The following is a 25,536-nucleotide window of genomic DNA, read 5'->3' as shown; positions in this document are numbered from 1 at the left end:
CGACCTTCAGCTTGCGGTGATCGAACGCGGGACGCCGCATGAGCTTGTCTTTCCCTGCCGGCGCACTCCTGAGGGTTGGGAGAACGCGGAGAACGGCCGCCTTGTCGACGTCAGTCCGACCCACTGGCGCGAGTGGGAGCAGACGATGACCTTATCGCGCTCGTGATGGGTGCATGGGCGAGGGCAAACAGGGCAAATCCGAGAGACCAGAGAGCCGCACCAGCCACGAGCCACTCCAGGTAGCGCGCGCCGTCGACGGGGGCCGCCACCCGCAAGACTGCGCCACTATCGATCAACAAGATCGCGATGAGGCAGAGCCGACTTGCGGGGCGGTGCCCGGCGCCCCTTGTCAGCGACAGCTGCACCATGACCACGATGGCCATCCCCCCGATCGCCCCGGCGGAAAAGGCATGAAGCGCGGCGTCAGGCGGAACCAGCAGAAGCGGTTCCGCCGCCAGGGCTGCCAATCCGAAGCCCACGACGACCCAGAGATAGCCGACGTGGAGGAAGACGACCGGCACCTGCCGTAAGAGCCACCCGCGCCAGCGCAGCAGGCGGGCGGCGTGCGCGAAGCAGCAGATCGCCGCGAACAGGCATGCCGGCAGGCTCATCGGTGACAGGACCCACGGAAGGAGCCCGATCAGTGTCAGGATCAGAACCGCGACGTCGAAGCGGCCATAAGGCTCGGGCACCCGCTCCTCGCCCCGCCCGGTCAAAAGGTTACGCGTGAAACTCGGCACCAGGCGGCCGCCCACCGCCGCGATCATCAGCACCGCCACGGCGACACCGCCACGCGCCGTCATCGCCGCCCATTCAGGATCGCCCGACGCAACACGGTGGAGTCCAGAGAGAACCGCCAGAAGAGGAAACAGCATTAGCCCGTGGCGCGTCTGCTGGGCCGAGCGCGCCCTTCCCTCCCGCGCGAGGCAAGCAGCCACCGTTACGGGAAAAGCAATGTCGACGATGCTGCCCAGGATGAACGGCAGGACGAGCGGCAGGATACGGCCTGCCACCCAGAGCGAGAACAAAGCGGCGAGCGGCCGTCCCGAGGCGGGCAGATGGCCGGACCAGTTCGGCGTCGTCGTCAATAGATAGCCCGCAAACAGGGCGGGCAAAAATCCGAACACCATCTCGTGGCTATGCCAGACGAGCGCCGGCATGCCACCGACCTCGCCGAATCCTGAAGTGAACATGACGGCCCAGGCTGGGACAGCAAGCGCCGCGAAGATCGCGGCGCCCAGAAAGAACGGGCGGAAGCTTGCGGAGAAAAGCCAGCCGGCGTCCTGCCGGGTTCGGCGCGCGGCAAGATGGGGTGAAGGCGTCATGAGGTTATCAACTAAAACATTCCGCGCTTGATGGCGGCAACGGCTGGGATACGGCTTTTTCAATGCGCACCATCGCCTCTCGTCCGCCTCCAAACGTTGCGGCGTCGCAACGTTCGAACTGCTTCTGTCTGTCGGAGCCTGCCGCGAGCGATCTGGTTTCCCCCTTCCGGCATGCCAAATTTCACCAAGGGAAGAGGCCAAAGAAAAGAAGAATGCCGCGGCTGTGAAAAACCCTCCAGAATCCGCATCAAGGGTGGTGGACACGGCCAGGCGAGCTGGGTATATACGCGCCTGCCGACGGCGTTGAGGCGCCGACCGGCTTCGGGTGATTAGCTCAGTTGGTAGAGCAGCTGACTCTTAATCAGCGGGTCACAGGTTCGAGCCCTGTATCACCCACCATTCTTTTCCATTCATATAATGTGCGCATCCTGCCTCGTCGGGAACGCTGACCGCTGTTTCCTGGCTCATCTGGGCGAGGAGCCGCTTTCGCTCGCCCCCCGCTTGGATAGCGTCTGCTTTCTTCCCAGCTCGGCCTTCAGCCGTGGCACCGGGGGCGCATAAAGAAAGCCGAACGAGACGCATCCCTCCCGCCCCTCGACGGCGTGATGCAGCATGTGCGCCTGATAAAGGCGCTTGGCGTAGCCGCGCCGCGGCAGATAGCGGAACGGCCAGCGCTGATGAACCAGCCCATCATGCACGATGAAATAGAGCAGCCCGTAGACCGCCATGCCGACGCCGATCCACGTCAGCGGCCAGACGCCGCGCGTTCCGAAATAGATCAAGGCGATGGAAATCGCGGCGAAGACGACGGCGTAAAGGTCGTTGCGCTCGAAGACGTCGTCGTGCGGCTCATGGTGAGAACGGTGCCAGCCCCAGCCCCAGCCATGCATGATGTAGCGATGGACGAGAACCGCCACGATCTCCATGCCGATCACCGTGAGGACGACGATCAGGCTGTTGACGAGGAACGGCATCATTCAGGCATCTCCGGTCGCGGTGTCATCGGCCAAAGCTTGAATTATGCGCCCTGGCCGGCGCGGCAAGCCCGCTTTCCGGCCGCACCAGCGGCAGGGCGCGCCGATGCGGGCGCCTAAAGCTCGGCACCAACCAGCCGCAGGAGACCGACGATCATCCCGTCATCAACCGCCAGGAAGACGGCGCCTTCCGCCACAGCCGCGAAGACAAGCACCGCCCAAAGCGGAAGTCGAGCCGCCAGGACAAAACCGATCATCACGAACGCGGTATCGCCGAGGGCGTTGAGGATGCTGTCGCCGAGATAGGCGGGAGCGTCCGGCGGCGTACCGAACAGGGCCACGACGACAGGCAGGTTCTCGATCGCCTCCCAGACGGCGCTGGAGATGAGCGCAGTCAGGGCTTTGGCGCCCGTCGGCCATTGCGGGGCGGTTCGATCCACCAGAAGAAACAGGCCGATGCCGAAATTGACGTGAAGCAGCGAGTACCAGTCGGCTGCAGCCTGCGAATTCCGGCCCCCCTCGAGGGCGCCCTGCCAGAACAGGAACTCGCCGCACGAACAGATCCACGGCCTGCCCCATAGATGGAGCCACAGAACCAGCGCGCCGATGACCGCACCAGCCACCACGAGCCGACCGCGCAAGCCGAAAGGAAACACCGTCTCGCCTGTCCGCGATGATTCGGCCGCCGGCGTCACAAGCACGTCATCCGCGGGAGAAAATGGCTGATTGTCATCGGGGTCTTTCGCTGGATGCATTGGCAGGGCGGCGGCGGGCCATAGATTGGGCTCTCAGAAGAATTTGCCAGACAACATCGACGAGGCGTTGCCTCTCGTCGTGCCGCCCGGAGGCCGATGGCCCACTTCGCCCTGATCTGTCCGCCCTTCTTCAGCCATATCCGCGTCTTCGAGGCGCTGGCGGGAGAATTGGCGAGGCGCGGCCATCGACTGACTTTCGTGCTCAACGCGGGCGCCGAGAGCGCGGTTCGCTCAAATGTCGCGAGCGTTCGCATTGTGGCGCCGGGCAATGCGAGCCAGCCGATCGAGGTGGTGATCCGGCGCGCGGCCCGGCCACGAGGTCCTCTCGGCATCCTGCGCACCGTCTCCGACACCGCCCGACTGACCGACGCGCTATGCCGCTCGGCCCCTGCGATCCTGCGCGAGATCGGCGCCGACGCCGTGATCGGCGATCAGATGGAGCCGGCTGCGGGGCTGATCGCCGGCCATCTCGGCCTGCCGCTGGCCTCCCTTGCCTGCGCCCTGCCGATCAACCCGGAACCGCAAATCCCCCTGCCCTTCCTGCCCTGGTCCTACGACCCAAGCCCCAAAGGCGTGAAGCGCAACCAGGGCGGCGAGGCGGTGGCCCGCCTTCTGTTGACCCGTCAGCGCCGCACCGTCGCGGCCTGGGCGGAGCGCTTCGGTCTTTCCCCGCGCGAGAGTCTCGCCGATTGCCTGTCACCCTTGGCGCAGATCACCCAGGCCGTTGAGAGCTTCGACTTTCTGCGCAAGGACAAGGATGCGCTGCGGTATGTCGGGCCGATCCGTGAGAGCGGGGGCGCCGCCGCGGCCCTTCCCTTCGACATCGATCCTCATCGGCCCTTCGTCTTCGCCTCCCTCGGCACGCTCCAGGGCCATCGCCTCGGGCTCTTCAAGGCGGTGGCGCGGGCCTGCCGCGAACTCGACGCACAGCTTCTCGTCGCCCATTGTGGGGGCCTCGACGCCAGACAGGCCGCCTCGGTGGGCGCGACCTGGATCACCGATTTCGCGCCGCAACGGGCGGTGCTCGCTCGCGCCGATCTTTGCGTCACCCATGGCGGTCTCAACACCGTGCTCGACGCGCTGGAGGCAGGCGTTCCGCTTCTGGCGATCCCCATCGCCTTCGACCAACCGGGCGTAGCCAGTCGCATCGCCTATCATGGCCTGGGGAGCGTCGTGTCGCCCCGGCTTCTGACGGCACGCAAGGCTCGCCACGCGATGAAGCGACTTCTCGATGACGATGGCTTTCGCGAAAGGGCAAGAGCGATCGGGCGGGATATCGCCGCTTCCGGCGGCCTCCGGCTTGCCGCCGACATCGTGGAAGAGGCGGTGCTGGCGAGCGCGCCGCGACGGGGGGCGGCATGACGGAAGAGCTATCCTGTGACATCGCCCTCGTCGGTGGCGGGTTAGCCAACGGGCTCATCGCCTATCGGCTGCGCGTGCTGCGCCCGGATCTCGTCGTTCGGCTGTTCGAGGCCGGCGAGACGTTCGGCGGCAATCACACCTGGTCATTCCACGACGGCGACCTTACCCCTGAAGAGCAGGCCTGGATCGAGCCCTTCGTCGTCCACCGCTGGCCGTCCTACGAGGTGCGGTTTCCCGGACGCCGGCGACTGATCGGGTCCGGCTACCGGAGCGTTACGTCGGAGCGCTTCCACAATGTGCTGAGCGAATGCCTGGGGCCGGCGGCGCACACGCGGGCACCGGCGGTTGAGCTATCCCGGCAGTTTCTCCGGCTTGAGGACGGATGCGAGATCACGGCCGGCGCGGTCATCGATGGCCGCGGCCATGCGCCGAGCCCTCATCTTCGCCTCGGCCACCAGAAGTTTCTCGGTCGGGAGCTGGAGCTTGCCGCCCCGCACGGCCTCGCGCATCCGATCATCATGGATGCGACGGTGCCGCAGGAGGATGGCTATCGCTTCGTCTATCTTCTCCCCTTCAGCGAGACGCGCCTGCTCGTGGAGGACACCTATTACGCCGATGGCGAGGCCCTCGACGCGAGCGCTTTGCGCGAGAGGATCGAGGCTTACGTGGAACGGGCCGGCTGGCAGGTCCGTCAGGTCGTGCGGGAGGAAAGCGGCGTTCTTCCGATAGCTCTCTCGGGCGATATCGTGGCTTTCTGGAACGACCGGCGCGATGTTCCGGCGAGCGGGCTCGCGGCAGCCTTGTTTCATCCGACGACCGGCTATTCCCTGCCCGATGCGGTGCGGCTCGCCGACCTGATCGCGAGGCAGAGCGACCTTTCGCCCGCGGCCCTCTTCGCGCTCGTGCGGGCGCATTCGATCGAAACCTGGCGGCGGCGCGGCTATTTCCGCATGCTCAACCGGATGCTCTTCCTCGCGGCTGAACCCCAGGAACGCTACCGAATCCTCGAGCATTTTCACCGGCTTCCCGATCCGCTGATCGGACGGTTCTATGCGGGTCGGCTCAGCCTCGTCGACAAGGGGCGCATTTTGTCGGGCAGGCCGCCGGTGCCGGTCGGACGCGCGCTGCGTGTGCTCGCCGCCGAAGGGTAAGAAAATGGATGGAATGGAGGATGCCGTGAAGGATCTGGGTCAGACGGCCGTCGTCATCGGTTCGGGCTTTGGCGGCCTCGCGGCGGCCATCCGCCTCCAGGCGGGCGGCATCACGACGACGCTGGTCGAGAAGCGCGACAAGCCCGGCGGCCGGGCCTATGTCTACGAGGATCAAGGCTTCATCTTCGACGCCGGGCCAACCGTCATCACCGATCCAACGGCCCTGGACGAGCTGTTCTCGCTCTCCGGGAAGTCGATGTCCGACTATCTCGAGCTGTTGCCCGTCTCTCCCTTCTATCGGCTCTGTTGGGAGGACGGCAGCTGGTTCGACTACGTTAACGACCAAGCGGCGCTCGAGGGGCAGATCAGCGCGCGCAATCCTGCCGATGTCGAGGGATACCACAAGTTTCTCGCCTATTCACAGGCCGTCTTCGAGGAAGGCTATCTGAAGCTCGGCACCGTGCCCTTCCTCAACTTCCGCGACATGGTTCGCGCCGGCCCTCAGCTCGCGCGCCTTCAGGCGTGGCGCAGCGTCTATTCCATGGTGTCGCGCTTCATTGCCGACGAGCAGCTGAGGCAGGCCTTCTCCTTCCACTCGCTGCTGGTGGGGGGCAACCCCTTCGCCACCTCATCGATCTACGCGCTGATCCACGCGCTGGAGCGCGAATGGGGGGTGTGGTTTCCACGCGGCGGCACCGGCGCGCTGGTGCGGGGCATGGTCAGGCTCTTCGAGGACCTTGGCGGGCGCGTCGAACTCTCGGCTGAGGTCCAGCGCATCGAGGTTCAGGACAACCGCGCCCGCTCCGTCCGTCTGAAGGACGGGCGCCAACTGCTCGCCGATTTCGTCGTATCCAACGCCGACGTGGTGCACACCTATGAACGACTTTTGGCGGGCGAGGCGCGCGGCGAGGAGGAAGCCGCGCGGTTGAAGAAGATGAAGTTCTCCATGTCGCTCTTCGTCATCTATTTCGGTCTCAAGCGGCACCGGCCCGATTTGAAACACCACACCGTCTGCTTCGGCCCACGCTACCGCGCGCTCATCGAGGAAATCTTCCGTGGGCGCGAACTTGCGTCCGACTTTTCGCTCTATCTCCACAGCCCCTGTGCCACCGACCCCTCGCTCGCGCCGCCCGGCGCGGGAAGCTATTATGTGCTGGCGCCGGTTCCCCATCTCGGCAACGCGCCCATCGACTGGACGGTCGAGGGACCGAAATACCGTGACCGCATCTTCGACTATCTGGAGGCGCGCTACATTCCTAACCTTCGGGCCGATCTCGTGACGAGCCGCATCTTCACTCCGATGGATTTCCGCGACGAACTGAACGCCCATCTGGGCTCGGCCTTCTCCCTCGATCCAGTGTTGACCCAGAGCGCGTTCTTCCGCACCCACAATCGCGACGACAAGATCGCCAACCTCTATTTCGTAGGGGCCGGCACTCATCCCGGCGCGGGCGTGCCAGGCGTTATTGGATCGGCCAAGGCGTCCGCCGGGCTCCTCCTGGCCGATGCCGCCGCAAGGAGGTTGGAGCAGGCGTGAGCGCGAGCATCGAAACTCCGGGACGTAACGCCGAGCTTGGACGGATCTCCGCCGAGACCATCGCCCAAGGCTCGCAGAGCTTCGCCGTGGCGGCGCGGCTGTTCGCCCCCGCGACGCGGCGTAGCGCGATGATGCTTTATGCCTGGTGCCGGCACTGCGACGACGTGGTGGACGGGCAGCATCTGGGGTTTCAGGATCGTAGCCGCGCATCGAGCATTCCCGCCGCAACCCGTCTCGCGGACCTCAGGGAGAAGACGCGCCGGACCTTTGCCGGAAATCCCGATCCCGAGCCCGCGTTTCTCGCACTTGCCGAGGTGGTGCGCCAACATGACCTACCCATGCGGCTTGCGCTCGACCATCTCGACGGATTCGCCATGGACGTCGACGGGCGGCGCTATCGGACGGCGGAGGATCTTCTCGCCTACTGTTACGGTGTGGCCGGCGTCGTCGGTGTGATGATGGCTATGATCATGGGTGTGCGAGAACCTACAACGCTCGACCGCGCGTGCGATCTCGGCATCGCCTTCCAGCTCACCAACATCGCCCGCGACATCGTCGAGGATTCCGCAAACGCCCGCGTCTATCTGCCCCTCGACTGGCTCTTGGCGGCGGGCATCGAGCCTGCGGAGATTGCCGCGCCGATGAACCGGCCCGCGCTCGCCAATCTCGCCCGCCAGCTCGTTGAAACCGCCGATCCCTATTACGCGTCGGCGCTGATGGGCCTGCGCGACCTTCCCATGCGCTCCGCCTGGGCGATCGCAGCCGCCCACGCCATCTACCGGCAGATCGGCATCGAGGTTATGCGGCGGGGGCCGCGAGCCTGGGACGAGCGGGTCTCGACGTCGAAGGCGGACAAGCTCGTTCTTCTGGCGCACGGCGCGCGCCTTGCTCTAGCCTCACGCCGAAGCGTCGCGACGCCTCGCCCCCACCATCTTTGGCAGCGTCCGGAGCAGGAATAAACGCCGCCTTGGCGCCACGGCGACGGCCGCGCTTTACCCCGTGCCCTGCCCCGTCTTGTCCCTCATTTCCTCCGCCGCGATCCCACCGCCCGCACCGGCCTGGTCGATGATCAGGTCCACCAGAGCATGCAACCGGCTGCCCGGTCCGAAAATCTCCGTCAGCCTGCCATGGGCCGCGGCGATGTGGCCCTGGATCTGCCTTTCGACGGCGGATTTGCCAATGATCGAGACGATGGTGGACTTTCCCTCGTCCTGGCCGACGTCCTTCCCGACCATAACGGTGCTCGATCCAACGTCGAGAAGATCGTCCAGCAATTGGAAGGCCTGTCCCAGTTCGAGAGCGAATGCCCGCAGACCGCTCTTCGTTTGATCAGTCACCCCGGCCACGACACCGCCGATTTCCACTGCCGCGGCAAGGAGGGAACCCGTTTTGAGACCGTTGGCAAAAGCGATCTCCGGCACCTTTCGGCCGTAGCGTCCTTCCCGCAGATCGGCGAACTGCCCGCCGATGAGGCCGTGAGGCCCCACAGCGGCGGAGAGGATCGTGATCGCTTCCAGGCGCGCCGGCGCCGGCAGAGCCTCGATTTCGGCCAAGACCTGATAGGCCCCGCTCAGCATGGCCATGGCCGAAAGCAGCGCCAAATCCTCGCCAAAGGCGACATGGATGGCGGGCCGGCTCCGGCGCAGGAGCGCGTCATCCATGCAGGGCATGTCGTCGAGCACGAGAGACGCGGCATGGACCAGCTCGACCGCGCAGCCAGCGGCCACGGCAGCCTCGGCATTGCCGCCAAGGTCTTCAGCCGTCAGGACCGTGAGTATCGGCCGCAGCCGCTTTCCCGGCGCGAGAACGGCATCTTTCAGTGCCGCGTTAAGAAGATCCTGCCCGGCAAGCGTCTTCGGCATCAATTCCTCTAATGCCCGGTTGATCCGATCACGGCAACCGTCGATGCTGGTCCTGAAATCGCTTGTCATATGAACGTTTCACATCGCGTTGACGCTGGACTCTGCGGCAAAATGCTCTCCATTACTCCATAGGTGGCCAATGAGGTGGGGATGCCAAGTCCCCGCCGATGAACTTTGGTTGAAATGGGGCAAAGGGCGGGGCCGTTGAGCAGTGAGGAAAACAGAGCGAGGGCGCCATCCGGCATCGCCGCACGAAAGGGCGACCACCTCGACATCGTTCTGTCGGCGTCACAGTCCGGCGCGCGCCTCCCGACCGGCTTCGAAGCCGTCCAGTTCGAGCATTGCGCCCTGCCCGAGCTGGATTTCGACAAGATCGATCTTTCGCAAGACTTCCTCGGACGCACGCTCGCGGCGCCTCTCCTCATTTCGTCCATGACGGGCGGCCCGGAGCGCGCGGGACGGATCAATCATCATCTGGCGGAAGCCGCCGAAACCTTGAAAATCGCCTTCGCGGTCGGCTCCCAGCGCATCGCCATTGAGGGACACGCGTCATGCGGCCTCGGCAAATCACTGCGCAGGACCGCTCCCAGCGTGCCGATCCTTGCCAATATCGGCGCTGCTCAGCTCGTGGCCGGCTATGGCGTGCCGGAAGCGCTGCGGGCGATCGAGATGATCGAGGCCGACGGCCTGATCATCCATCTCAATCCCCTGCAGGAGGCGGTTCAGACGGGTGGCGACCGTCGATGGCGAGGTGTGTTGGAAGCCATCGCTGCGCTTCGCCGCGAGCTGCCTGTGCCCTTGATCGTCAAGGAGGTGGGGGCTGGAATCTCCGGGCGCGTGGCTCGGCGGCTGACGGAGATTGGTGTGTCCATCATAGATGTCGCGGGTGCGGGCGGCACCAGCTGGGCAGCGGTGGAGGCTGAGCGAGCGCCGGACGAGCGCCGCCGCGACATTGCCGCTCGCTTCAGCGATTGGGGTATTCCCACCGCTGCCGCCATTCGCGAAGTGAGGGAGTTCTGTCCCGATGCGTTCATCATCGGGTCTGGCGGCGTGCGCGACGGGCTGGATGCCGCCAAGGCCCTTCGACTCGGCGCCGACCTCGTGGGACAGGCGGCTTCCGGCCTTGCCAGCGCGGAACAATCCGCCGAAGCCGCGATCGATCATTTCTCGGCCGTTATCGAGGAGCTGAGGATCGCCTGCTTTTGCACGGGATCGAAGGATTTGGCGGCCCTGCGACAGGCTCCGCTCCTGCCTTCGCCGGCAAGCGCCGCCGCGCCCAGCCTACCATAGGCCGCCGGCCGGAACCTCGAAAAGGCTTCGCCCTGATCTTGACCGTGAAAATGCAGGAAGTGGTGCCGGATGAGGGGATTGAACCCCCGACCTTCGGTTTACAAAACCGCTGCTCTACCGCTGAGCTAATCCGGCTCCAGGCGAATCCCTAGAGAATGCCTGTCGCCAACGCAAGTCCCGAAGGCGGCGGCTGATGGCGTTGTTTCCAGCACGAGCGCAGCATGGATTGGCACCGTCTCCCAGCTGTTCATCGCGGCAGACGACGGAGCAGGGGCTGATTTCGATACGGCGCGACAAGTTCCCCCGTTGAAATCTGCGTTGTATCCAACAGATGCGGCATTCGAAAGGGGTGCCATCATGTGGGCTTTTTGGATTGGCGCGTTGGGCACGATCATGGCGGCGGTGGCTTGGTATGACGGCTATCGTCGCCGTAGCCCCGCCAGGATGCGCGCCGTGGCGACGACCTATCTGGTCTGCCTCATTGCTCTGCTGGTGGCGTGGTACGTTTTGCCAAGACCCTGAGCCCTCCGGGTTTTGGGGCTGGAGCGTGCTCGGCCATGCGTTTATGCCTTGGCGTCGCAAGGGAGGTTCTCGCGACGGCGCTTCCGCAAGGGTGCGCGGCATGTTAGCCCGGAACCGGAACCAGGTCATACGAGCGTTCGATGTCCAGCCCCCTCTCCATCTCCTTTCTTGCCAGCCGGGCGCCCGAGGCCACGGAGGCGGCGCAGCGCCTTGCGGCTCTCTACGGCAACGATCGCCCCGAGGATGCAGACGTGATCGTCGCTCTCGGCGGCGATGGCTTCATGCTGCAGGTTCTGCATCGCTTCATGAACAGCGGAAAGCCGACCTATGGCATGAACAAGGGCACGGTCGGCTTCATGATGAACGAGTTCCGCGAGGAGAACCTTCGCGAGCGGCTCGCCTCGGCGGTCAAGACCTGCATCCATCCGCTGGAGATGGTGGCGATCGACCACAACGGGCGCTCACGCACCGCGCTCGCGGTGAACGAGGTGTCGCTATTGCGGCAGTCCTATCAGGCGGCCCGTCTGAAGATTGAGATCGACGGCAAGACGCGGCTGGAAGAACTCGTCTGCGACGGCGTGATGGTGGCCACCCCGATCGGCTCCACCGCCTACAATTTGTCAGCTCATGGCCCGATCATTCCCATTGAGGCGCCGCTGCTGGCGCTCACCCCGGTCTGCGCCTTTCGCCCCCGGCGCTGGCGCGGGGCCCTGCTGCCGAACCATCAGACTGTCGAGATCACCGTTTTGGAGGCCGAAAAGAGGCCGGTCACGGCCTTTGCCGACCACACGGAAGTGCGCAGGGTCCGGCAAGTGACGATCCGCGAGACGACCGAGGTCAAGGCGTTCATCCTCTTCGATCCCGAGCACTCGTGGGAGGAGAGAATCCTGGCGGAACAGTTCCGATACTGACGCCGGGCGGCGGCGGCTCAAGCCGCGATGCGTCGCGCGCGCTGGGAAACGGCATCGTCGGCGGCCTCGCGCGAAAGACGCCGCAAAAGCTCGGAAAGATCGCCGGCGCTCCCTCCTCCGCTCTCGCCGAAGCCCTTCTGAACCTCCCGCGCCACGGCAAAGGGTGTCTCCACCGTGTCCGCGACGGCGCCGGAGCTGACGGCTCGCTTCCATGCGTCGATGGTTGCCCTGAAAAGCGGCGCCGTCTCGGCCGGCAGTCCGCAGTCCTGGAGAAGAGCCGCGAAGGCTCCCGGCCGGCCGTTGACCACGATCGCTCTTACCCGCCGCTCCGAGCGCCCGCTCAGCGCCACCAGCGCGGCGGCGAACAGATCGACATTGCCGCGCACGACCGCGCGGATCAGAAATGCCGGCGACAGCGCGCCGCTCAGGCGCAGATGCTCGACGAGCGCGGGCACTTCGGAGGCCGGTACGCTTTCGGAAAGGAGCGCCGTGGCGCGCTCGCACGCGGACACGGCGATCGCGTCGGCCTTTTTCGCACCCAGGACGTTGCGCACCAGCCCGGTCTCCGCCAGGGCGCTCGCGGTGCGCGCGATCAGGAGATGGCGAACGCTCGCCGGCAGATCCCTTCGGTCGAGAAGCGCCGCGCGGATAGCGACGACATCGCCGAAACGCGCTGCCAACCGCTGCAGGCTGACGCCGGCCACGGCCGCCGCCTCGTTGTTCAGCAGTTCAAGGCAAGCGGAAGCGCCCGCGACCTCGATGATCGCCGCTGCGAGACGCGACGACACGAAGCGGCGACGGGCGATGGCGCACTGAAGCCGCTCGTTGCCGTTCGACAAGAGATCGATGAGGTCGATGTCGTCGAGGATCGGCGAGCGTTCCGCGACGATCACTGCGATGTCGTCGACATCCTCGGCAAGGGCCCTAAGAATGGTGGCAGGCGCCCGTCGCGATTCGGCCAGCGCCTCGGCCAAGACCTTGCGCACCTTCGGCGACGGATCGTTGAGAATCAGGGAGAAGGTGGTTTCGAGATCGCGGATTTCGTCCGGCGAGAGCAGCCCCTCGACCCAGGCCGCGGCAAGCGCGGCGACGCCGTAGCATCGCTCCGCGCAGGACGCGCGCCGCCACCAATCATGAAATCGCTCGACACCCATGGGCAGGTCCGCGCCCCTTAAGAAGTTTGCTGCGGCCCAGTGTGCCCAGGAAAGGTTTAGGAATCGTTCACCATACTTGGTAATGTCGCCTCAACCATGCCGAGGCGGAATATCCGAAGCATCGGGCGCCTTGGGCCGTCGCATCTGGAAGACCTGCGAGGCGGCCGAATAATCGAAATAGCCGAGGCGGGCCAAGGGCCGGGCCAGCGTCATGTCGACGATTCCGTCCTTGATGATCGACTCGTCGAGGTGGATGCCGACGACCTCACCGATGACCACCACGTTGGCGGACGCATCGCCTTCCAGCGACTTCGGGTGGAACCACTCCGTCACCTTGCATTCGAGCGCGGCCGGGCTCTCGGCGACGCGCGGCGCGGCCACGAGAATGCAAGGTGCTTCGGTGAGCCCTGCGATGGCAAATTCGCTTTCGCCGCGGGGCGCCGGCGCGGACGAGCGATTGACCGCCTCGGCCAGCGCTTCGGTTGCGAGGTTGGCAACGAACTCGCCGCTCTCAATGGCGAACGTCGCCGTGTCCTTCATGCCGGCCGAGGAGAACATGACGAGCTTCGGCTGATCGGAAATCGCATTGAAAAAGCTGTAGGGTGCCAGATTAACCGCGCCGCTGCCTGTGCGCGTGGAGATCCAGCCGATCGGACGCGGCGCGACGATCGCCTTGAACGGATCATGCGGCAGGCCGTGGCGATTGTCGCGCGTCTCGTAGAACATGGCTCAGACCATGGGCGCGGATGCTTCGGTCACGATGTCGGCCATCACTGGCCGCCGACGATCCTCGATTACCTCCTTCGCCGTGCCGATATGGATGAAGCCGATCACCCGCTCATCCGGCGCGATGCCCAGGATAGCCTTTGCTTCGTCGTCGTAGGCCACCCACTCCGTCACCCAATTGGCGCCGTAACCGAACGCATAAGCCGCATCGATGAGGTTCATCGCCGCCGCGGCGCCCGACATCACCTGCTCCCATTCAGGAATCTTGACGTGCGGCTTGGCCGTCGAGATGACCCCGATAACGAGGGGCGAGCGGGTGAATCGGTTCTGCTCCACCATGCGGCGCGTTTCCGTCATGGAATCCCCTTCGCGCGCCTCGACCAGCGCGGCCAGCGCTTCACCAATGCCAGTGGCGGCCGCGCCACGGTAGAGGATGAAGCGCCAGGGGGCGAGCTTGCCATGATCCGGCACGCGCGCGGCAATGGCGAGCATCTGGTCCAGCTGCTCTTGCGTCGGCCCCGGCTCGCCCATCATGGGCAGCGGAACAGAGCGTCGGCGCGAGAGAACGTCCAGCATCTGGTTCAAGGGACAATCCTTCCTGTCTCACAGGCGACTGCATTGCCGCCAAGGGGTATCCGGACAATGCGCCGCCACGATACGTAGAAGCCTTGCCGATCGAATCGATAATTTCCGACGCGCTTGATCAGCATCTCATGGACGGAATCCAGCGACTGTCTCTTAGCCGCAAGGGCGGTCCCGTTCCACCGGTTCCAGCATACAGCGGCGATGCTGCCTTGAATTCGTCGCCGAGTTGCGATGAAACGGCGCCATGGGAATGTCGCGAGAAAGGGAAGACGTGCGCAGACTCGTTTGTTTGTCGTCGGCTGCGACGCTCCTTTTGGCGGGCGGCGTTTGTTCCGCGATGGCTCAATCCGCCCCGATCCCCTCGTTCCTCGATCGGAGCCTGCGGGGATTCGAGGACCACCCGAGTGGCGCCTATGCCTCACCCTCCGCCATTCCCGGCGGCGGTCTCGTGCCGACGCCGGATGCGGTCGGCGTGCCCCGGACAGGACCGCTCAAGACGCTGAACCCCATCGCGCTGCCCGAAGGTTTCGGGAAGATCCCTGTTCCGAACATCACCGTGCCTGGCCTGCCGGCCTATGCGCCGCAGCCGGTGCCGCAGCTCCTGGAACAGCCTCGCAGGGCCCTGGCGTTGGAGGCCCGTCTCGTGGAGGACGGCCAAGCCGTACCGAGCGGCGTTGTCTGGCGGCTGTTCTCGCCGATCCCCGGCTCCGACGGCAAACTCCCGCTGGTGGCGACGGCGACCGGCGGCGCGGTGACGCTGGACGTTGCGCCCGGATCGTACATTCTGCACGCGGCCTATGGCCGGGCGGGAATCACCAAGCGCATCAATTTTACCGGACTTCGGACGCGGGAACTGGTGGTGCTGGAATGCGGCGGGCTGAAGCTCAACGCCGTGCTTGCCGATCATGAGCCCGTTCCAGCTGACAAGCTTCTTTTCGACGTCTATACGGCCGCGGCCAACGAACGCGACCGCCAAATGATCGCCACCGGCGTCACTCCGGGCCAGACGCTGCGGCTCAACGCCGGCACGTATCAAGTCGTCTCGCACTATGGCAGCGACAACGCCGTCGTCCGCGCCGACATCCGCGTCGAGGCCGGCAAGCTGACCGAGGCGACCGTCGAGCACCATGCCGCGCAACTGACGTTCAAATTGGTTCGCGAAGAGGGCGGCGAGGCGATCGCCGATACCGCCTGGTCGGTTTCCACACCGTCCGGAGACGTCATTCGCGAGAGCGTCGGCGCCTTTCCCTCAATGATCCTGGCCGAAGGCGACTATGTGGTCGTCGCCCGCAACAAGGATCACGTCTATCAGCGCGAATTCGAGGTCGTCTCCAGCGCCAATACCGACGTGGAAGTCATGACGAGCGACGCGCTCGGCGCACCAGGCGCCGAGGAGGGCTCAGGCGACTAAGCGCCGCCGGAGCCGTTTTCGAGCGTTCTGACGCTGCCGTCAGGCGACCGAAGTCGCCTCTTCGCGGGCAACATCCGGCGGCACCGCCTCGGCGACGAGACTTGCCAGCGCATCGTCGAGGCTCGCCGAGCTCTGATCGCGCTGGCCGAGCCGGCGGATGTTGACGGTGCGCTCTTCGGCCTCGCGCTTGCCGCAGACCAGGATGACCGGGACCTTGGCCAGCGAGTGCTCGCGGATCTTGTAGTTGATCTTCTCGTTGCGAAGATCCGTCTCGACCCGCAGCCCATGCGCCTTCATCGCCGAGGCGACCTCCAGGGCATAATCATCGGCGTCCGAGGTGATGGTCGCCACGACCGCCTGGACCGGGGCGAACCAGAGCGGGAAATGCCCGGCGTGGCTCTCGATCAGGATGCCGAGAAAACGCTCGAGCGAGCCGACAATCGCGCGGTGGATCATCACCGGCTGCTTCTTCTCCGAATCCTTGTCGATATAGAAAGCGCCGAAACGCTCCGGCAGGTTGAAGTCGACCTGCGTCGTGCCGCACTGCCATTCGCGGCCGATGGCGTCCTTCAAGGTGTATTCGAACTTCGGACCGTAGAAGGTGCCCTCGCCTTCGTTGATGCCGGTCTTGATGCGGCTATCCTCACGCGCCATCCGGTCGAGCGCGCGCTTCAGGATGTCTTCCGCGTGATCCCACATCTCGTCGGTGCCGACGCGCTTTTCCGGGCGAGTGGCGAGCTTCACCACGACCTCGTTGAAGCCGAAGTCCTTGTAGACCGACATCATGAGGTCGTTGATCTTCAGGATCTCGGCTTCCAGCTGGTCCTCGGTGCAGAAGATGTGCGCGTCGTCCTGCGTGAAGCCGCGAACACGCATCAGCCCATGCAGGGCGCCGGACGGCTCGTAACGATGCACCGCACCGAATTCCGCCAGTCGAATCGGAAGCTCGCGATAGGACTTCAGACCGTGCTTGAAGATCTGAACATGGCCGGGGCAGTTCATCGGCTTCAGGGCGAAGACGCGGTGATCCTCCGCCTCTTCGTCGGCGCATGTCACCGCGAACATGTTCTCGCGATACCAGCCCCAATGGCCCGAGGTCTTCCAAAGCGCATTGTCGAGAACCTGCGGTGCGTTGACCTCGTCGTAATCGTCTTCGATGCGCCGGCGCATGTAGGCGAGAAGGGTCTGGAACATCTTCCAGCCCTTGGCGTGCCAGAACACCACGCCGGGCCCCTCCTCCTGGAAATGGAAGAGGTCCATCTCGCGGCCCAGGCGGCGATGGTCGCGCTTCTCGGCCTCCTCGAGCATGGTGAGGTAGGCCTTGAGCTGCTCCTGATTGGCCCATGCCGTGCCGTAGATGCGGGTCAGCATCGGCCGATCCGAATCGCCGCGCCAATAGGCACCCGCCACCTTCATCAGCTTAAAGGCGTCGCCGATGCGGCCCGTCGCATCCATGTGCGGTCCGCGGCAGAGGTCGAACCACTCGCCCTGGCGATAGATCTTGACGTCCTGATCCTCGGGGATCGCGTCCACCAGCTCGACCTTGAAGCCTTCGCCCTTCTCGGCAAAGACGTCCTTCGCCTTCTGGCGCGGCCACACCTCCTTGGTGAAGGGCGCATTGCGGCGGATGATCTCGGCCATCTTCTTTTCGATCACCGGAAGATCATCGGGCGTGAAAGGCGTTTCGCGCGCGAAGTCGTAATAGAAGCCGTTCTCGATCACCGGGCCGATCGTCACCTGCGTTCCCGGCCACAACTCCTGGACCGCCTCGGCCATCACGTGCGCCGCATCGTGGCGGATCAGTTCCAGAGCACGCGGATCGTCGCGAGTGACGATCTCGATCTTGCCAGCCTGGCCGAGCGGATCGGTGAGGTCGCGCAGCTGCCCATCGAGAGCATAGGCGACGGCCTTCTTGGCCAACGACTTGGAAATCGATTCAGCGACCTCACGCCCGGTCGTGGCGGCGTCGTATGAGCGAGTGGATTGATCAGGGAAAATCAGTTCGACAGCTTGGGACATCAGTCTCTCCATCCAGTCCCGCCAACGATCGCGGGTGGCTCAAGGGGTGCTTCGCACGCGAGCGCGTCTTACCGGCGCGGTTCGGCAATGTAAACTTCAGCCCGGAGCGAGGCTGACCTCCGGCGCGGCAGCGGTCGCAGCGGCGCTACTTCTCTTTCGCTCTCGCCGGCAACTCCGTCGGCACCGGATCGAGCCCCGCCGTCCCGAACGGGTTGCAGCGGGCGACGCGCTTTGCGGTCAGCCATCCCCCGGCGAGGAGACCATGGCGCGCGATCGCCTCGAAGCCATATTCCGAGCAGGTCGGAATATGGCGGCAATGCCCGCCAACGAAGCCGGACAAGGTCAACTGGTACAGCCGAATGAACCCGATGCCGAGAAGGCGGCCCGGCGTCCTCGGCCACGGCCCATCGTAGTTGCGCGTTGCGCCACGGCGCGAGCTCGCTTTGCGGTCCCGTTCATCTCCATGAGAATGACCGCAGCGACCCATGATCAGGCGATGGCGCTTGCCGGCTGGTCCGCGGCGGCGATTTTGTCCAAGGCCTCAACGACCGCATCAAAGGTCAGCATCGTGGAGGCGTGCCGGGCCTTATAATCACGGACCGGCTCAAGGTATTTCAGGTCCTCGAAACGCCCCGTCGGTGGCGCACCGTTTTCCTTCAGCATGCGCAGCATTTCACCGCGCACCGCTCGCAATTCCTCAGGAGTCGCTCCGATGATGACGCGAGCCATGACCGAAGAGGAAGCCTGCCCCAGCGCGCAGGCCTTCACCTCATGGGCGAAATCCGACACGACCCCGTCCTTGAGCTTCAGGTAGATGGTGACGGTCGAGCCGCAAAGCTTGGAGTGGGCGGTTGCCGAGGCATCGGCATCATCGAGACGGCCGATGCGCGGAATATTTCCCGCAAGCTCAAGGATACGGGCGTTATAGACGTCATCGATCATGGTTGCCCGCTCTCCTGCTATTGATGCGAACTTCAAATGGCGGTTGCCGTGTTCTATATAAGCGCGCGGATGCGCTGTCGAAAGGCGCAGTTGGCAGGGCAGACAATCGCACCACGTCTCCGCCTCTCCCGCAATGCCCAGCCTGCCTGGCGGCACAATCCCATGCCGGACAGCCGACAGGCCGCCACAGACCGACCCGCAGTCGCTTGAACAGAGAAAGAACAGCGGCATGAACGCCATCGTCGAACGTTTCCCCAATGCCGCGGAGACCGCGCGACCGAGCCGCGAGGAGGCCGAGGCCGCCGTCGCGACCCTTATCCGCTGGGCCGGTGACGATCCCTCGCGAGAGGGGCTTCTGGAGACGCCGGCCCGTGTCGTGCGCGCCTACGAAGAGCTTTTCGGCGGTTATCGGCAGGACCCGGCCGACATTCTCGGGCGCACCTTCGAGGAGGTCGCGGGCTACGACGACATCGTCCTGGTGCGCGACATCGACTTCTTCTCCCACTGCGAGCATCACATGGTGCCCATCATCGGGCGTGCCCATGTCGGCTATCGGCCCGCTGGGCGGGTGGTCGGGCTTTCCAAAATCGCGCGCTGCATCGAGGTCTTCGGCCGGCGACTCCAAACCCAGGAAGCTTTGACCGCGCAAGTCGCCTCCGCCATCGAGGAAGTGCTCGCGCCAAAGGGCGTCGCCGTGGTGATCGAGGCCGAGCATATGTGCATGTCGATGCGCGGCGTGCGGACCAAGGGCGCGAAGACCATCACCACCGTCTTTCGCGGGGCCTTCGAGGACAAGGACGAGCAGGCGCGCTTTCTTGGCATGCTCGGGACGCGGTGAGCGACACGATGGCCACGGGCAATCTCGAGCTTGAAGAAGGGCGGACCCTTTCTCCCCGTTTCGACGACAAGGGGCTCATCACCGCCGTCGTCACCGACGTCAACAGCGGGGGGCTTCTCATGGTCGCACACATGAATCGAGAGGCGTTGGACCTGACGCTGCAAACGGGCGTTGCGCACTACTTCAGCCGCTCGCGCCAAGCGCTTTGGAGGAAAGGCGAAACCTCGGGCGCGCTTCAGACCGTCAAGGAGGTCCGCGTTGACTGCGACCAGGATGCCGTTTGGCTGAAGGTGGAGGTTGCGCGCCCTGAAGACACCTGCCACACGCGACGCACGACCTGCTTTTATCGCACCGTGGAATGGCGAGACGGAGCTCCGGTGCTCACCACAACAGAGAGCCGCGCCGGCGACTGACTCGTCCGGCGCGCTCTGTCATCAAGCGCTTTGATTAGCTCGTGGCGATGTAGTTGCGGATGTCCTCCGCCTCCTGCTCGGCGCGAGCGATGCGCTCGGCAACGATATCGCCGATCGAGACCAGACCGACCAGTTTGCCCTCCTCGATCACCGGAAGATGGCGGAAGCGGCGTTCCGTCATGATCTCCATCGCCTCGATGACGGTGGTATTCTCAGGGCAAGTGACGACCTTCAGCGTCATCACCTTGGAGACGGGCTCCTCCAGGGCAGAGATGCCCTTGGTTCCGATCAGGCGAACGATGTCGCGCTCGGAAAGGATGCCATTGACCTTGCCGTCACCATCCAACAGCACCACCGCGCCGATGCGCTTCTGCGCCAAAAGCTGAGCTGCCTCGGCCAAAGTCGCGGTGGGCTGCATCGTCACGACGTCCCTGCCCTTGCGCTCCAGGATGTGCTTGACCGTCATCCGTGTCTCCCTCGCGTAATGCGCTCCCTAATCACCAAGCAACGTGTGTCAGATTTCGTCGGACTTCAAGCCTTCTTCTCCTGGCGGAGAGGGCTGGCGATCGAAGAGGGCGAAGGTGAGGAAGCCGAAGACGAAACCGCCGAGATGCGCCTCCCATGCCACCTCGGCGTCTCCTCCGACGAGCAGAGAGCCCACGCCCGTTCCGACGACAAGATTGATTACGAAGAAGAAGATGACGAAGAAGAGAACGGTTCTGTCCGAGAGCGCCTGCATTATGCCAAGCCGGGGGCCATCGTCCACGATCTGCGTGCCGCGAACGCGAGAGCGCTGAAACGCGAAGCGGCAGGCCGCCCCCATCAATGCCGAGACCACGCCGGAAGCGCCGACGACAGGCTCCATGAGCTGCGGATTGAAAAGCGCGAAGGCGGCAGCGCCGGCCACGGAGCCAAGGGCGCTGAGGACAAGGAAACGCACGGCGCCAAGCCGGCGCGCCACGGGCGTTCCGAAGGCGAGCATCCAGACGGTGTTGGTCAAAAGATGCGCCCAGCCGCCATGCAGGAAGGCGTAGGTGAGCGGCGACCAAAGGCCAGCGCCCACCGCCCTAAGATCGCAAAGCTCGGCATTGCCGCCGCTATAGCAGCCCGGAATGAAGGAGAAGTCGACCAGGACCACCATGTCCTGGAGAGGATCGAGAACAGCCCTGCCGATCTCCACGAGGAAGAACGACAAAAGAAGCAGGACGACGACGGGCGGCACGTTCAAAGCCGGCGGATGGCGACGCGAGGAGCGGCCGTCGAGTTCATCTGGCATCAAAGCCGATCTCCGTCATGAAATACCGCCTTGCAGGCTACGGTCGGCCCACGATTACGCAACGAATGCTACCGAAGTTTAACCCGGGCCCTCTAGGCTCGTACCATCTCGTGTCCCAACGCGACTCGCAAGGCGAGGCTTCCACCATGCATCATTCTGCCATCGCCAAGCAGCCGGACTATGTCGAGCCACGCCAGTTTCAGCGGGTGAGCGTCGATCTTCTGGGACGATTCATGCTTGAGGATCGCAGTGAGCACGGCTGCCGCATTGAGGCGATGTCGCCGGGCGACGCCACCGTGCGCGCGCCGGTCACGCCCCGGCAGGATGAATCCGTCATCTTCTATGTGGACCATGTCGGCCGGCTGGAAGGCTCGGTTCTCCGCGTCTTCGCGGGCGGGTTCGCGGTCTCTCTGAAGGCAACGGAACGAAAGCGTGAAAAGCTGGCGGCCCAGCTGACATGGCTTGCCAACCGGCATGAACTCGATCTGCCGGAAGATCGGCGCCATGAGCGCGTTCAGCCAGCCCAATCCTTCGTCGACGCCACCTTCGAGGACGGACGAAGCTGCCGCGTTCGGATTATCGACCTTTCGCTGTCGGGTGCGGCCGTCCAGTCGCCCATCCGCCCGACCATGGGCTCGCGCGTCTTCCTGGGCAGCACGCAAGGTCGCGTGGTGCGCCTCGTGGAGGGTGGCTTCGCGATGGAATTCTCGGTTGTCCAAACACGGGAAACGCTGGAGCGCGGTTTCGACTGACAAGGCGTCAGGCACAACTCTGTCCGACGATTTATGGAGGAGAAGGGGCGGACCGGCTTCCCTATGAAAGCCGGTCCGCCTTGTTGTTGTAAGGCCCTGGCTATCTCGGCCGATTGGAAGCGACAGGCTTCACCAGCGGCGTGATGCGCCGCACCGTGACACGCCGGTTCTCGGCGTTCGCTGCCTGGGTGTTCACCTTCAGGTACTGCTCGCCATAGCCTTGTGTGACGAGGTTCTCGGGCGGCACCTCGAAGTAGTCCGTCAGCGCGGACGCCACGGATTCGGCTCGTCGATCCGACAATGCAAGGTTGGCCACGTCGCTGCCCACGGCGTCGGTGTGCCCCTCGATCAGGAAGGTCTCTGCCGGATTATCCTTGATCACCTTGGTGATGGCTTCCGCCAGGGCTTCCAGATTGCCGACCTGATCCTGCGAAATATCGGCCGAGCCGAAGCCGAAGTTGATCGTGTTGAGGTCGATCCTTCGCACCTTGTCGCGGATACGCTCCGACCGCCGCACCTCATCGACCGAATAGATGCGCTCCACCGTCTCGACGGGCGGGGCAACGATCGTGCGGTAGTAGAGATCCTCGTCCGGTCGATCCGTGTCGACAATGTACTGGTCACGCGGAATCTGCACGTCGATCGGCGGCAGCTCGGCTCCCGGATCGCGCCAGTAGTCGCGCCGGCGGTTCGTGTCATCATAGAACAGGACGACTTCGCGCCCATCCGGCATGATGCGGGACCGCTGAACGATATCGCCGTAGCGATTCGAGATCGTGACCACTTGGACACCATTCTCGCGCACGATTGTTTCGCGCGTCAGGCCGCGAGGCAGCTGCTCGACATAATGATCCTGCGAATCGACCGCGAGGCGCCGGTCATCGTCGGGTCGCACGAAATAGGATGCAGCCGCGCCGGCGGCGGCGCCAGCCACCGCGCCGCCGACGATCGCCAGAATCTCGCGATCACCGACGCGCTTGACGACCTTGGCCTCGGGCGGCAACTCGTCCTTCGGCGGCCGGGGGATGCGCTTGCCTTGCTGTTCGCGCGCGGAGCGCACTTCGACGGGTTGGCGCAGCTGCTGCACCTGCGCGTCGCTCTGGTCGAGCGCCTTTGGGTCCACAGCCCGTGTCTGGACGTCGAGCGGCACAGGCTTCGGCTGTTCGACAGGGGGCGCTGCGGCCGGGGCAGGCTCAGCGGAGTTGGCTTCGCCTGGCGCCGGCGGCTGATCCGGACTGGCGGCTGGAGCGGGCGCGGCGTCAGCGGGTGCTCCGTTTGCCGGCGCAGCCTCGCTGGGCGCCGTCTCATCCGACGGAGCCGGATTTGGCGCGCGCCCCGCCGGGCCGCGCTTCTCTCCTCGCGGGCCACCGCGCCGGTTCTCGCCAGGCGCTGCAGCGGGCGCCTGCGGTGCGGCAGCTCCAGCTTCGGGTTCCGCCGGGCTGGCGGGATCCGCGAGCTCAGCTGGCGCTTGTGGTTCTCCAGCGGACGGAGCGGCAGGCTCTTCAGCCTTCGGAGTTTCAGGAGCCGCGGGCTCCGCGGCGCTCGGCGCGGCCGGTTCGGTGGCCTTGGGCTCGGGCGCTGACGCGGGTTCCTTGGCAGCAGGCGGCGGCGCGGCCGGCTCAGGCGCGGGCTCCTCGGCAGCAGGCGCTGGCGCGGCGGGCTCAGGCGCTGGCGCTGGCTCCTCAGCGGCGGGCGCTGGCGCGGCCGCCTCAGGCGCTGGCGCAGGCTCCTCGGCGGCGGGGGGCGGCGCAGCGGGCTCGGGCGCTGGCGCGGGTTCCTCTGCGGCGGGCGGTGGGGCGGCGGGCTCGGGCACCGGCGCTGCGGCCTCCTGCGTTTGCTCCTTCTGTCCGTCGGCGCCGGCATCGGGCGGCGGTGGCGGAACCTCGACGGCAGGCGCCGCGTCCTGTGCATAGGTGGCGACGGGGCCGGCCAATATTGTGGAAGTGGCCAGGGTCGCCGCAGTCAGCAGCCTTCCGGTACGTTTGAAATCAATCATCGATCTGCCTTCGTTGCAGTCCCTTTCAGGCCGGACGGAACGCGAGTGGCGTTTCGCCCCTCACGAAGGAGGGTCGGCGGCCGGCCTTCCCTCAACTGCGAAGGCGGCCGCGCGTTCCGCTCAAGGGCCGGCGGAAAATCAACAACGGAATTTCGATCACACCATGGCCGCAAGCGTTCAGGCGACCGGCGGCGTCCAACCGTATAGCCAAGCGAGATCGCGGCGAAGGCTGTCGGGAGAGCGCAGGCCGAGCACCGCGTCTCGTCCAAGCGAGAGCGGGAACTGCAGGTGGTAGACCGTATCGTGGAAGCGCACACGAGAGCGCACACGCTCGACACGAGGCTGGCGCATCGCCTGATAGAGCTCGATCGCGGTCCCCGCGCCCTCGGCGCGCGCCAGCGCATAGGCAAGCACCCAGGCATCCTCGATCGCCATGGCGGCGCCTTGTGCGGCATAGGGCAACATGGCGTGGGCGGCATCGCCGACCAAGACGATGCCCGAGCCCTTGCTCCACGGCCTGTGCGGGTCGACCGTGTGCATTGGCCACGCCGAAGCCCGCTCGCCCTTGCTGATGATCCGGGCTAGGCGCGGGTCCCATGCGCGGAACTCGCGCTGAAGTCGCGCAGCGCTGACCGTGCCCGGTGTACCGTCGCCCGACGATTCGCTGGGCACAATGAGAACGATATTGATTTCGGAGCCCTGGCGGATCGGATAGATCACCGCGTGGCGGCCCGAGCCCAGCCATGCCTCGACCCCAGCTATGGGGCGGTCAGTCGCCTCCAGCCGCTCGGTTTCGAGCGTCATTCTCCATGCGGTCGAGCGGGCGGCTTGAGGCGGTGCAAAGCCGACCTCGGACGCGATCTTCGAGCGGACACCATCGGCAGCGATGACCAGTGCCGCGCGGACTTCCTTCTCCTCACCCTCATGGCGGAAAACGAGGATGGTGCGCGCCCCCTCTTGCCGAACTCGCACGAGGTCGTATCCGAGATGAAGCTCAATGCCCGGACGCGACCATGCGGCAAGCAGCAGTGCAGCCTGAAGATCGGCCCGGTGGATAGACAGATAGGTCGTGCCGTCGCCGGCGCCGACGGGCACCGTCGCGATCGGACGCCCGGAACGGGCCGAGCGCAACGTCACCTTGTCTGCGACAACCGCCTTGCGCACAAGATCGTCGGCCAGGCCGAGCCGCCCCAGGACGCGCATAGCATTGGGCGAAAGCTGGAGCCCCGCGCCCGCCTCCTGAAGGGTCGCCGCGCGTTCGTAGATCTCGACGCTGAAGCCGAAGTGAGCAAGGCAGAGCGCGGCGCTCAATCCGGCGATCCCTGCCCCAACGATGATCAGCGGGGCGGACTTGTCGATGGTCAGGCTGCTCTCTCCGCGAAAAGGCATCCGGCCGGAAGAGTCTCGGTCGGCGAAAGTTTGGCATTCAACCGATAAAGCGTCGAGCAATAGGGGCAGACCGCCTCGCGGTCGTCTCCCATGTCGATGAAGACATGGGGATGGTCGTAGGGCGGGGTCGCTCCGACGCACATGAATTCGCTCACCCCAATTTCGATGGCTTCATAGCCGCCGTCGTTCTGATAATGGGGGATCGGGTGTCCGGCCATGGGTCGGCTCCTGTCCTAGGGATTGCTCGTCGCGGGCGACCATAATATCGGACCTGGGAAAAGAACAAGGTGCAGACCGCCCGGAACGCGGCGCAACGACGAGCTGGCCGACAGTTTGTCGCGCCAAC

Annotated in this window: 26 protein-coding genes and 2 tRNA genes; 12 read left to right on the top strand and 16 right to left on the bottom strand. The window is 65.1% G+C overall.

Features of this window, described 5'->3' with window-relative positions; translation table 11 throughout:
- Positions 1-110: 110 nt before the first annotated feature.
- Positions 111-1,325 carry an NnrS family protein gene (locus tag B5D38_RS00570; protein ID WP_078706432.1) on the bottom strand — a complete coding sequence of 405 codons (1,215 nt, stop codon included), beginning with the start codon at positions 1,323-1,325 and terminating at the stop codon, positions 111-113.
- Positions 1,326-1,648: 323 nt separating this feature from the next.
- On the opposite strand from B5D38_RS00570, the gene B5D38_RS00565 reads away from it, so the two are divergent.
- Positions 1,649-1,724: transfer RNA gene (locus B5D38_RS00565), tRNA-Lys, on the top strand.
- 65 nt (positions 1,725-1,789) lie between these two features.
- Here B5D38_RS00565 and B5D38_RS00560 read toward each other — a convergent pair.
- Both B5D38_RS00560 and B5D38_RS00555 read right to left on the bottom strand, forming a co-directional pair.
- Positions 1,790-2,302: a sterol desaturase family protein gene (locus tag B5D38_RS00560; RefSeq protein WP_207552864.1), complete on the bottom strand. Its 513-nt coding sequence runs from the start codon at positions 2,300-2,302 to the stop codon at positions 1,790-1,792.
- A gap of 113 nt (positions 2,303-2,415) precedes the next feature.
- Entirely contained in the window at positions 2,416-2,955 is a 540-nt protein-coding gene (locus tag B5D38_RS00555; protein WP_165690744.1) for a DUF2585 family protein, read from the bottom strand.
- A gap of 195 nt (positions 2,956-3,150) precedes the next feature.
- Between B5D38_RS00555 and B5D38_RS00550 the strand changes: the two genes are divergently transcribed.
- Genes B5D38_RS00550 through B5D38_RS00535 form a run of 4 tightly spaced genes read left to right on the top strand, consistent with a single transcriptional unit; the run spans position 3,151 to position 8,063 of the window.
- The gene (locus B5D38_RS00550; RefSeq protein WP_078706430.1) at positions 3,151-4,416 is read left to right on the top strand and encodes a glycosyltransferase; all 1,266 of its coding nucleotides are present in this window, start codon (positions 3,151-3,153) and stop codon (positions 4,414-4,416) included.
- A complete protein-coding gene (gene crtY / locus B5D38_RS00545; RefSeq protein WP_078706429.1) occupies positions 4,413-5,567 on the top strand; it encodes a lycopene beta-cyclase CrtY in 1,155 nt (384 codons plus the stop codon). The genes B5D38_RS00550 and crtY overlap by 4 nt, the downstream gene beginning before the upstream one ends.
- Before the next feature lie 4 nt (positions 5,568-5,571).
- Positions 5,572-7,104, top strand: coding sequence for a phytoene desaturase (locus tag B5D38_RS00540; protein ID WP_078706428.1), 1,533 nt, complete (start codon positions 5,572-5,574; stop codon positions 7,102-7,104).
- Positions 7,101-8,063, top strand: coding sequence for a phytoene/squalene synthase family protein (locus tag B5D38_RS00535; protein WP_245318696.1), 963 nt, complete (start codon positions 7,101-7,103; stop codon positions 8,061-8,063). The genes B5D38_RS00540 and B5D38_RS00535 overlap by 4 nt, the downstream gene beginning before the upstream one ends.
- Positions 8,064-8,096: 33 nt before the next feature.
- Here the strand turns inward: B5D38_RS00535 and B5D38_RS00530 are convergent, their stop codons facing one another.
- Positions 8,097-8,966, bottom strand: coding sequence for a polyprenyl synthetase family protein (locus B5D38_RS00530; RefSeq protein ID WP_245318695.1), 870 nt, complete (start codon positions 8,964-8,966; stop codon positions 8,097-8,099).
- Between the two features lie 204 nt (positions 8,967-9,170).
- Between B5D38_RS00530 and fni the strand changes: the two genes are divergently transcribed.
- Positions 9,171-10,256: a type 2 isopentenyl-diphosphate Delta-isomerase gene (fni, locus tag B5D38_RS00525; protein WP_245318694.1), complete on the top strand. Its 1,086-nt coding sequence runs from the start codon at positions 9,171-9,173 to the stop codon at positions 10,254-10,256.
- Between the two features lie 60 nt (positions 10,257-10,316).
- On the opposite strand, the gene B5D38_RS00520 is transcribed toward fni, so the two are convergent.
- A tRNA-Thr gene (locus tag B5D38_RS00520) sits at positions 10,317-10,391 on the bottom strand.
- Between the two features lie 222 nt (positions 10,392-10,613).
- Here B5D38_RS00520 and B5D38_RS22125 point away from each other — a divergent pair.
- Together B5D38_RS22125 and B5D38_RS00515 are read left to right on the top strand one after the other, a co-directional pair.
- The gene (locus tag B5D38_RS22125) at positions 10,614-10,778 is read left to right on the top strand and encodes a hypothetical protein (RefSeq protein WP_165690743.1); all 165 of its coding nucleotides are present in this window, start codon (positions 10,614-10,616) and stop codon (positions 10,776-10,778) included.
- A 140-nt stretch (positions 10,779-10,918) separates the two neighbouring features.
- A complete protein-coding gene (locus tag B5D38_RS00515) occupies positions 10,919-11,689 on the top strand; it encodes an NAD kinase (protein WP_078706425.1) in 771 nt (256 codons plus the stop codon).
- Positions 11,690-11,706: 17 nt separating this feature from the next.
- On the opposite strand, the gene B5D38_RS00510 is transcribed toward B5D38_RS00515, so the two are convergent.
- From B5D38_RS00510 to B5D38_RS00500, 3 genes are all read right to left on the bottom strand, one after another.
- Complete coding sequence (locus B5D38_RS00510; RefSeq protein ID WP_078706424.1) at positions 11,707-12,843, bottom strand: DUF2336 domain-containing protein; 1,137 nt, start codon at positions 12,841-12,843, stop codon at positions 11,707-11,709.
- Between the two features lie 90 nt (positions 12,844-12,933).
- Positions 12,934-13,569, bottom strand: coding sequence for a flavin reductase family protein (locus B5D38_RS00505; RefSeq protein WP_078706423.1), 636 nt, complete (start codon positions 13,567-13,569; stop codon positions 12,934-12,936).
- Positions 13,570-13,572: 3 nt separating this feature from the next.
- The gene (locus B5D38_RS00500) at positions 13,573-14,145 is read right to left on the bottom strand and encodes a nitroreductase family protein (protein WP_078706693.1); all 573 of its coding nucleotides are present in this window, start codon (positions 14,143-14,145) and stop codon (positions 13,573-13,575) included.
- Positions 14,146-14,491: 346 nt separating this feature from the next.
- Here B5D38_RS00500 and B5D38_RS00495 point away from each other — a divergent pair, with 346 nt between their 5' ends.
- Positions 14,492-15,565: a hypothetical protein gene (locus tag B5D38_RS00495; protein ID WP_245318692.1), complete on the top strand. Its 1,074-nt coding sequence runs from the start codon at positions 14,492-14,494 to the stop codon at positions 15,563-15,565.
- A gap of 39 nt (positions 15,566-15,604) precedes the next feature.
- Here B5D38_RS00495 and thrS read toward each other — a convergent pair whose 3' ends face one another.
- From thrS to B5D38_RS00480, 3 genes are all read right to left on the bottom strand, one after another.
- Positions 15,605-17,584 carry a threonine--tRNA ligase gene (gene thrS / locus B5D38_RS00490; RefSeq protein ID WP_078706422.1) on the bottom strand — a complete coding sequence of 660 codons (1,980 nt, stop codon included), beginning with the start codon at positions 17,582-17,584 and terminating at the stop codon, positions 15,605-15,607.
- Positions 17,585-17,729: 145 nt separating this feature from the next.
- Positions 17,730-18,071, bottom strand: coding sequence for a membrane protein insertion efficiency factor YidD (gene yidD, locus B5D38_RS00485; RefSeq protein ID WP_078706421.1), 342 nt, complete (start codon positions 18,069-18,071; stop codon positions 17,730-17,732).
- Between the two features lie 2 nt (positions 18,072-18,073).
- Positions 18,074-18,526, bottom strand: coding sequence for an iron-sulfur cluster assembly scaffold protein (locus B5D38_RS00480; protein ID WP_078706420.1), 453 nt, complete (start codon positions 18,524-18,526; stop codon positions 18,074-18,076).
- Positions 18,527-18,755: 229 nt separating this feature from the next.
- Here B5D38_RS00480 and folE point away from each other — a divergent pair, with 229 nt between their 5' ends.
- Both folE and hisI read left to right on the top strand, forming a co-directional pair.
- Positions 18,756-19,364: a GTP cyclohydrolase I FolE gene (gene folE, locus B5D38_RS00475; protein WP_078706419.1), complete on the top strand. Its 609-nt coding sequence runs from the start codon at positions 18,756-18,758 to the stop codon at positions 19,362-19,364.
- Positions 19,365-19,372: 8 nt separating this feature from the next.
- Entirely contained in the window at positions 19,373-19,777 is a 405-nt protein-coding gene (gene hisI, locus B5D38_RS00470; protein ID WP_078706691.1) for a phosphoribosyl-AMP cyclohydrolase, read from the top strand.
- A 34-nt stretch (positions 19,778-19,811) separates the two neighbouring features.
- Here the strand turns inward: hisI and B5D38_RS00465 are convergent, their stop codons facing one another.
- Together B5D38_RS00465 and B5D38_RS00460 are read right to left on the bottom strand one after the other, a co-directional pair.
- A complete protein-coding gene (locus B5D38_RS00465; protein ID WP_078706418.1) occupies positions 19,812-20,243 on the bottom strand; it encodes a CBS domain-containing protein in 432 nt (143 codons plus the stop codon).
- Positions 20,244-20,291: 48 nt separating this feature from the next.
- Positions 20,292-21,053, bottom strand: a complete 762-nt coding sequence (locus B5D38_RS00460; protein ID WP_078706417.1) for a rhomboid family intramembrane serine protease — start codon at positions 21,051-21,053, stop codon at positions 20,292-20,294.
- 146 nt (positions 21,054-21,199) lie between these two features.
- On the opposite strand from B5D38_RS00460, the gene B5D38_RS00455 reads away from it, so the two are divergent.
- Complete coding sequence (locus tag B5D38_RS00455) at positions 21,200-21,805, top strand: PilZ domain-containing protein (RefSeq protein WP_078706416.1); 606 nt, start codon at positions 21,200-21,202, stop codon at positions 21,803-21,805.
- Between the two features lie 100 nt (positions 21,806-21,905).
- Here the strand turns inward: B5D38_RS00455 and B5D38_RS22340 are convergent, their stop codons facing one another.
- The 3 genes from B5D38_RS22340 to B5D38_RS00440 all read right to left on the bottom strand — a co-directional run bounded on the left by B5D38_RS22340 (position 21,906) and on the right by B5D38_RS00440 (position 25,408).
- Positions 21,906-22,955, bottom strand: coding sequence for an OmpA family protein (locus B5D38_RS22340; protein WP_207552863.1), 1,050 nt, complete (start codon positions 22,953-22,955; stop codon positions 21,906-21,908).
- Positions 22,956-23,978: 1,023 nt separating this feature from the next.
- Positions 23,979-25,190 carry an FAD-dependent monooxygenase gene (locus tag B5D38_RS00445; RefSeq protein ID WP_078706414.1) on the bottom strand — a complete coding sequence of 404 codons (1,212 nt, stop codon included), beginning with the start codon at positions 25,188-25,190 and terminating at the stop codon, positions 23,979-23,981.
- On the bottom strand, positions 25,163-25,408 hold the full coding sequence (locus tag B5D38_RS00440; protein ID WP_078706413.1) for a zinc-finger domain-containing protein: 246 nt from the start codon (positions 25,406-25,408) through the stop codon (positions 25,163-25,165). The genes B5D38_RS00445 and B5D38_RS00440 overlap by 28 nt, the downstream gene beginning before the upstream one ends.
- Positions 25,409-25,536 lie beyond the last annotated feature (128 nt).

The sequence above is a fragment of the Consotaella salsifontis genome, assembly GCF_900167365.1.
Lineage (GTDB): Bacteria > Pseudomonadota > Alphaproteobacteria > Rhizobiales > Rhizobiaceae > Consotaella > Consotaella salsifontis.
This window is presented reverse-complemented; position numbering and strand designations above follow the sequence as displayed.

What these genes read in the sequence shown, in the direction of transcription:
- B5D38_RS00570 (WP_078706432.1), bottom strand. Translation starts at nt 1,325, where the DNA reads ATGACGCCTTCACCCCATCTTGCCGCGCGCCGAACCCGGCAGGACGCC.
- B5D38_RS00560 (WP_207552864.1), bottom strand. Translation starts at nt 2,302, where the DNA reads ATGATGCCGTTCCTCGTCAACAGCCTGATCGTCGTCCTCACGGTGATC.
- B5D38_RS00550 (WP_078706430.1), top strand. Translation starts at nt 3,151, where the DNA reads ATGGCCCACTTCGCCCTGATCTGTCCGCCCTTCTTCAGCCATATCCGC.
- crtY (WP_078706429.1), top strand. Translation starts at nt 4,413, where the DNA reads ATGACGGAAGAGCTATCCTGTGACATCGCCCTCGTCGGTGGCGGGTTA.
- B5D38_RS00540 (WP_078706428.1), top strand. Translation starts at nt 5,572, where the DNA reads ATGGATGGAATGGAGGATGCCGTGAAGGATCTGGGTCAGACGGCCGTC.
- B5D38_RS00530 (WP_245318695.1), bottom strand. Translation starts at nt 8,966, where the DNA reads ATGCCGAAGACGCTTGCCGGGCAGGATCTTCTTAACGCGGCACTGAAA.
- B5D38_RS22125 (WP_165690743.1), top strand. Translation starts at nt 10,614, where the DNA reads ATGTGGGCTTTTTGGATTGGCGCGTTGGGCACGATCATGGCGGCGGTG.
- B5D38_RS00515 (WP_078706425.1), top strand. Translation starts at nt 10,919, where the DNA reads ATGTCCAGCCCCCTCTCCATCTCCTTTCTTGCCAGCCGGGCGCCCGAG.
- B5D38_RS00510 (WP_078706424.1), bottom strand. Translation starts at nt 12,843, where the DNA reads ATGGGTGTCGAGCGATTTCATGATTGGTGGCGGCGCGCGTCCTGCGCG.
- B5D38_RS00505 (WP_078706423.1), bottom strand. Translation starts at nt 13,569, where the DNA reads ATGTTCTACGAGACGCGCGACAATCGCCACGGCCTGCCGCATGATCCG.
- B5D38_RS00500 (WP_078706693.1), bottom strand. Translation starts at nt 14,145, where the DNA reads ATGCTGGACGTTCTCTCGCGCCGACGCTCTGTTCCGCTGCCCATGATG.
- B5D38_RS00495 (WP_245318692.1), top strand. Translation starts at nt 14,492, where the DNA reads ATGGCTCAATCCGCCCCGATCCCCTCGTTCCTCGATCGGAGCCTGCGG.
- thrS (WP_078706422.1), bottom strand. Translation starts at nt 17,584, where the DNA reads ATGTCCCAAGCTGTCGAACTGATTTTCCCTGATCAATCCACTCGCTCA.
- yidD (WP_078706421.1), bottom strand. Translation starts at nt 18,071, where the DNA reads ATGGGTCGCTGCGGTCATTCTCATGGAGATGAACGGGACCGCAAAGCG.
- B5D38_RS00480 (WP_078706420.1), bottom strand. Translation starts at nt 18,526, where the DNA reads ATGATCGATGACGTCTATAACGCCCGTATCCTTGAGCTTGCGGGAAAT.
- folE (WP_078706419.1), top strand. Translation starts at nt 18,756, where the DNA reads ATGAACGCCATCGTCGAACGTTTCCCCAATGCCGCGGAGACCGCGCGA.
- hisI (WP_078706691.1), top strand. Translation starts at nt 19,373, where the DNA reads ATGGCCACGGGCAATCTCGAGCTTGAAGAAGGGCGGACCCTTTCTCCC.
- B5D38_RS00465 (WP_078706418.1), bottom strand. Translation starts at nt 20,243, where the DNA reads ATGACGGTCAAGCACATCCTGGAGCGCAAGGGCAGGGACGTCGTGACG.
- B5D38_RS00460 (WP_078706417.1), bottom strand. Translation starts at nt 21,053, where the DNA reads ATGCCAGATGAACTCGACGGCCGCTCCTCGCGTCGCCATCCGCCGGCT.
- B5D38_RS00455 (WP_078706416.1), top strand. Translation starts at nt 21,200, where the DNA reads ATGCATCATTCTGCCATCGCCAAGCAGCCGGACTATGTCGAGCCACGC.
- B5D38_RS00445 (WP_078706414.1), bottom strand. Translation starts at nt 25,190, where the DNA reads ATGCCTTTTCGCGGAGAGAGCAGCCTGACCATCGACAAGTCCGCCCCG.
- B5D38_RS00440 (WP_078706413.1), bottom strand. Translation starts at nt 25,408, where the DNA reads ATGGCCGGACACCCGATCCCCCATTATCAGAACGACGGCGGCTATGAA.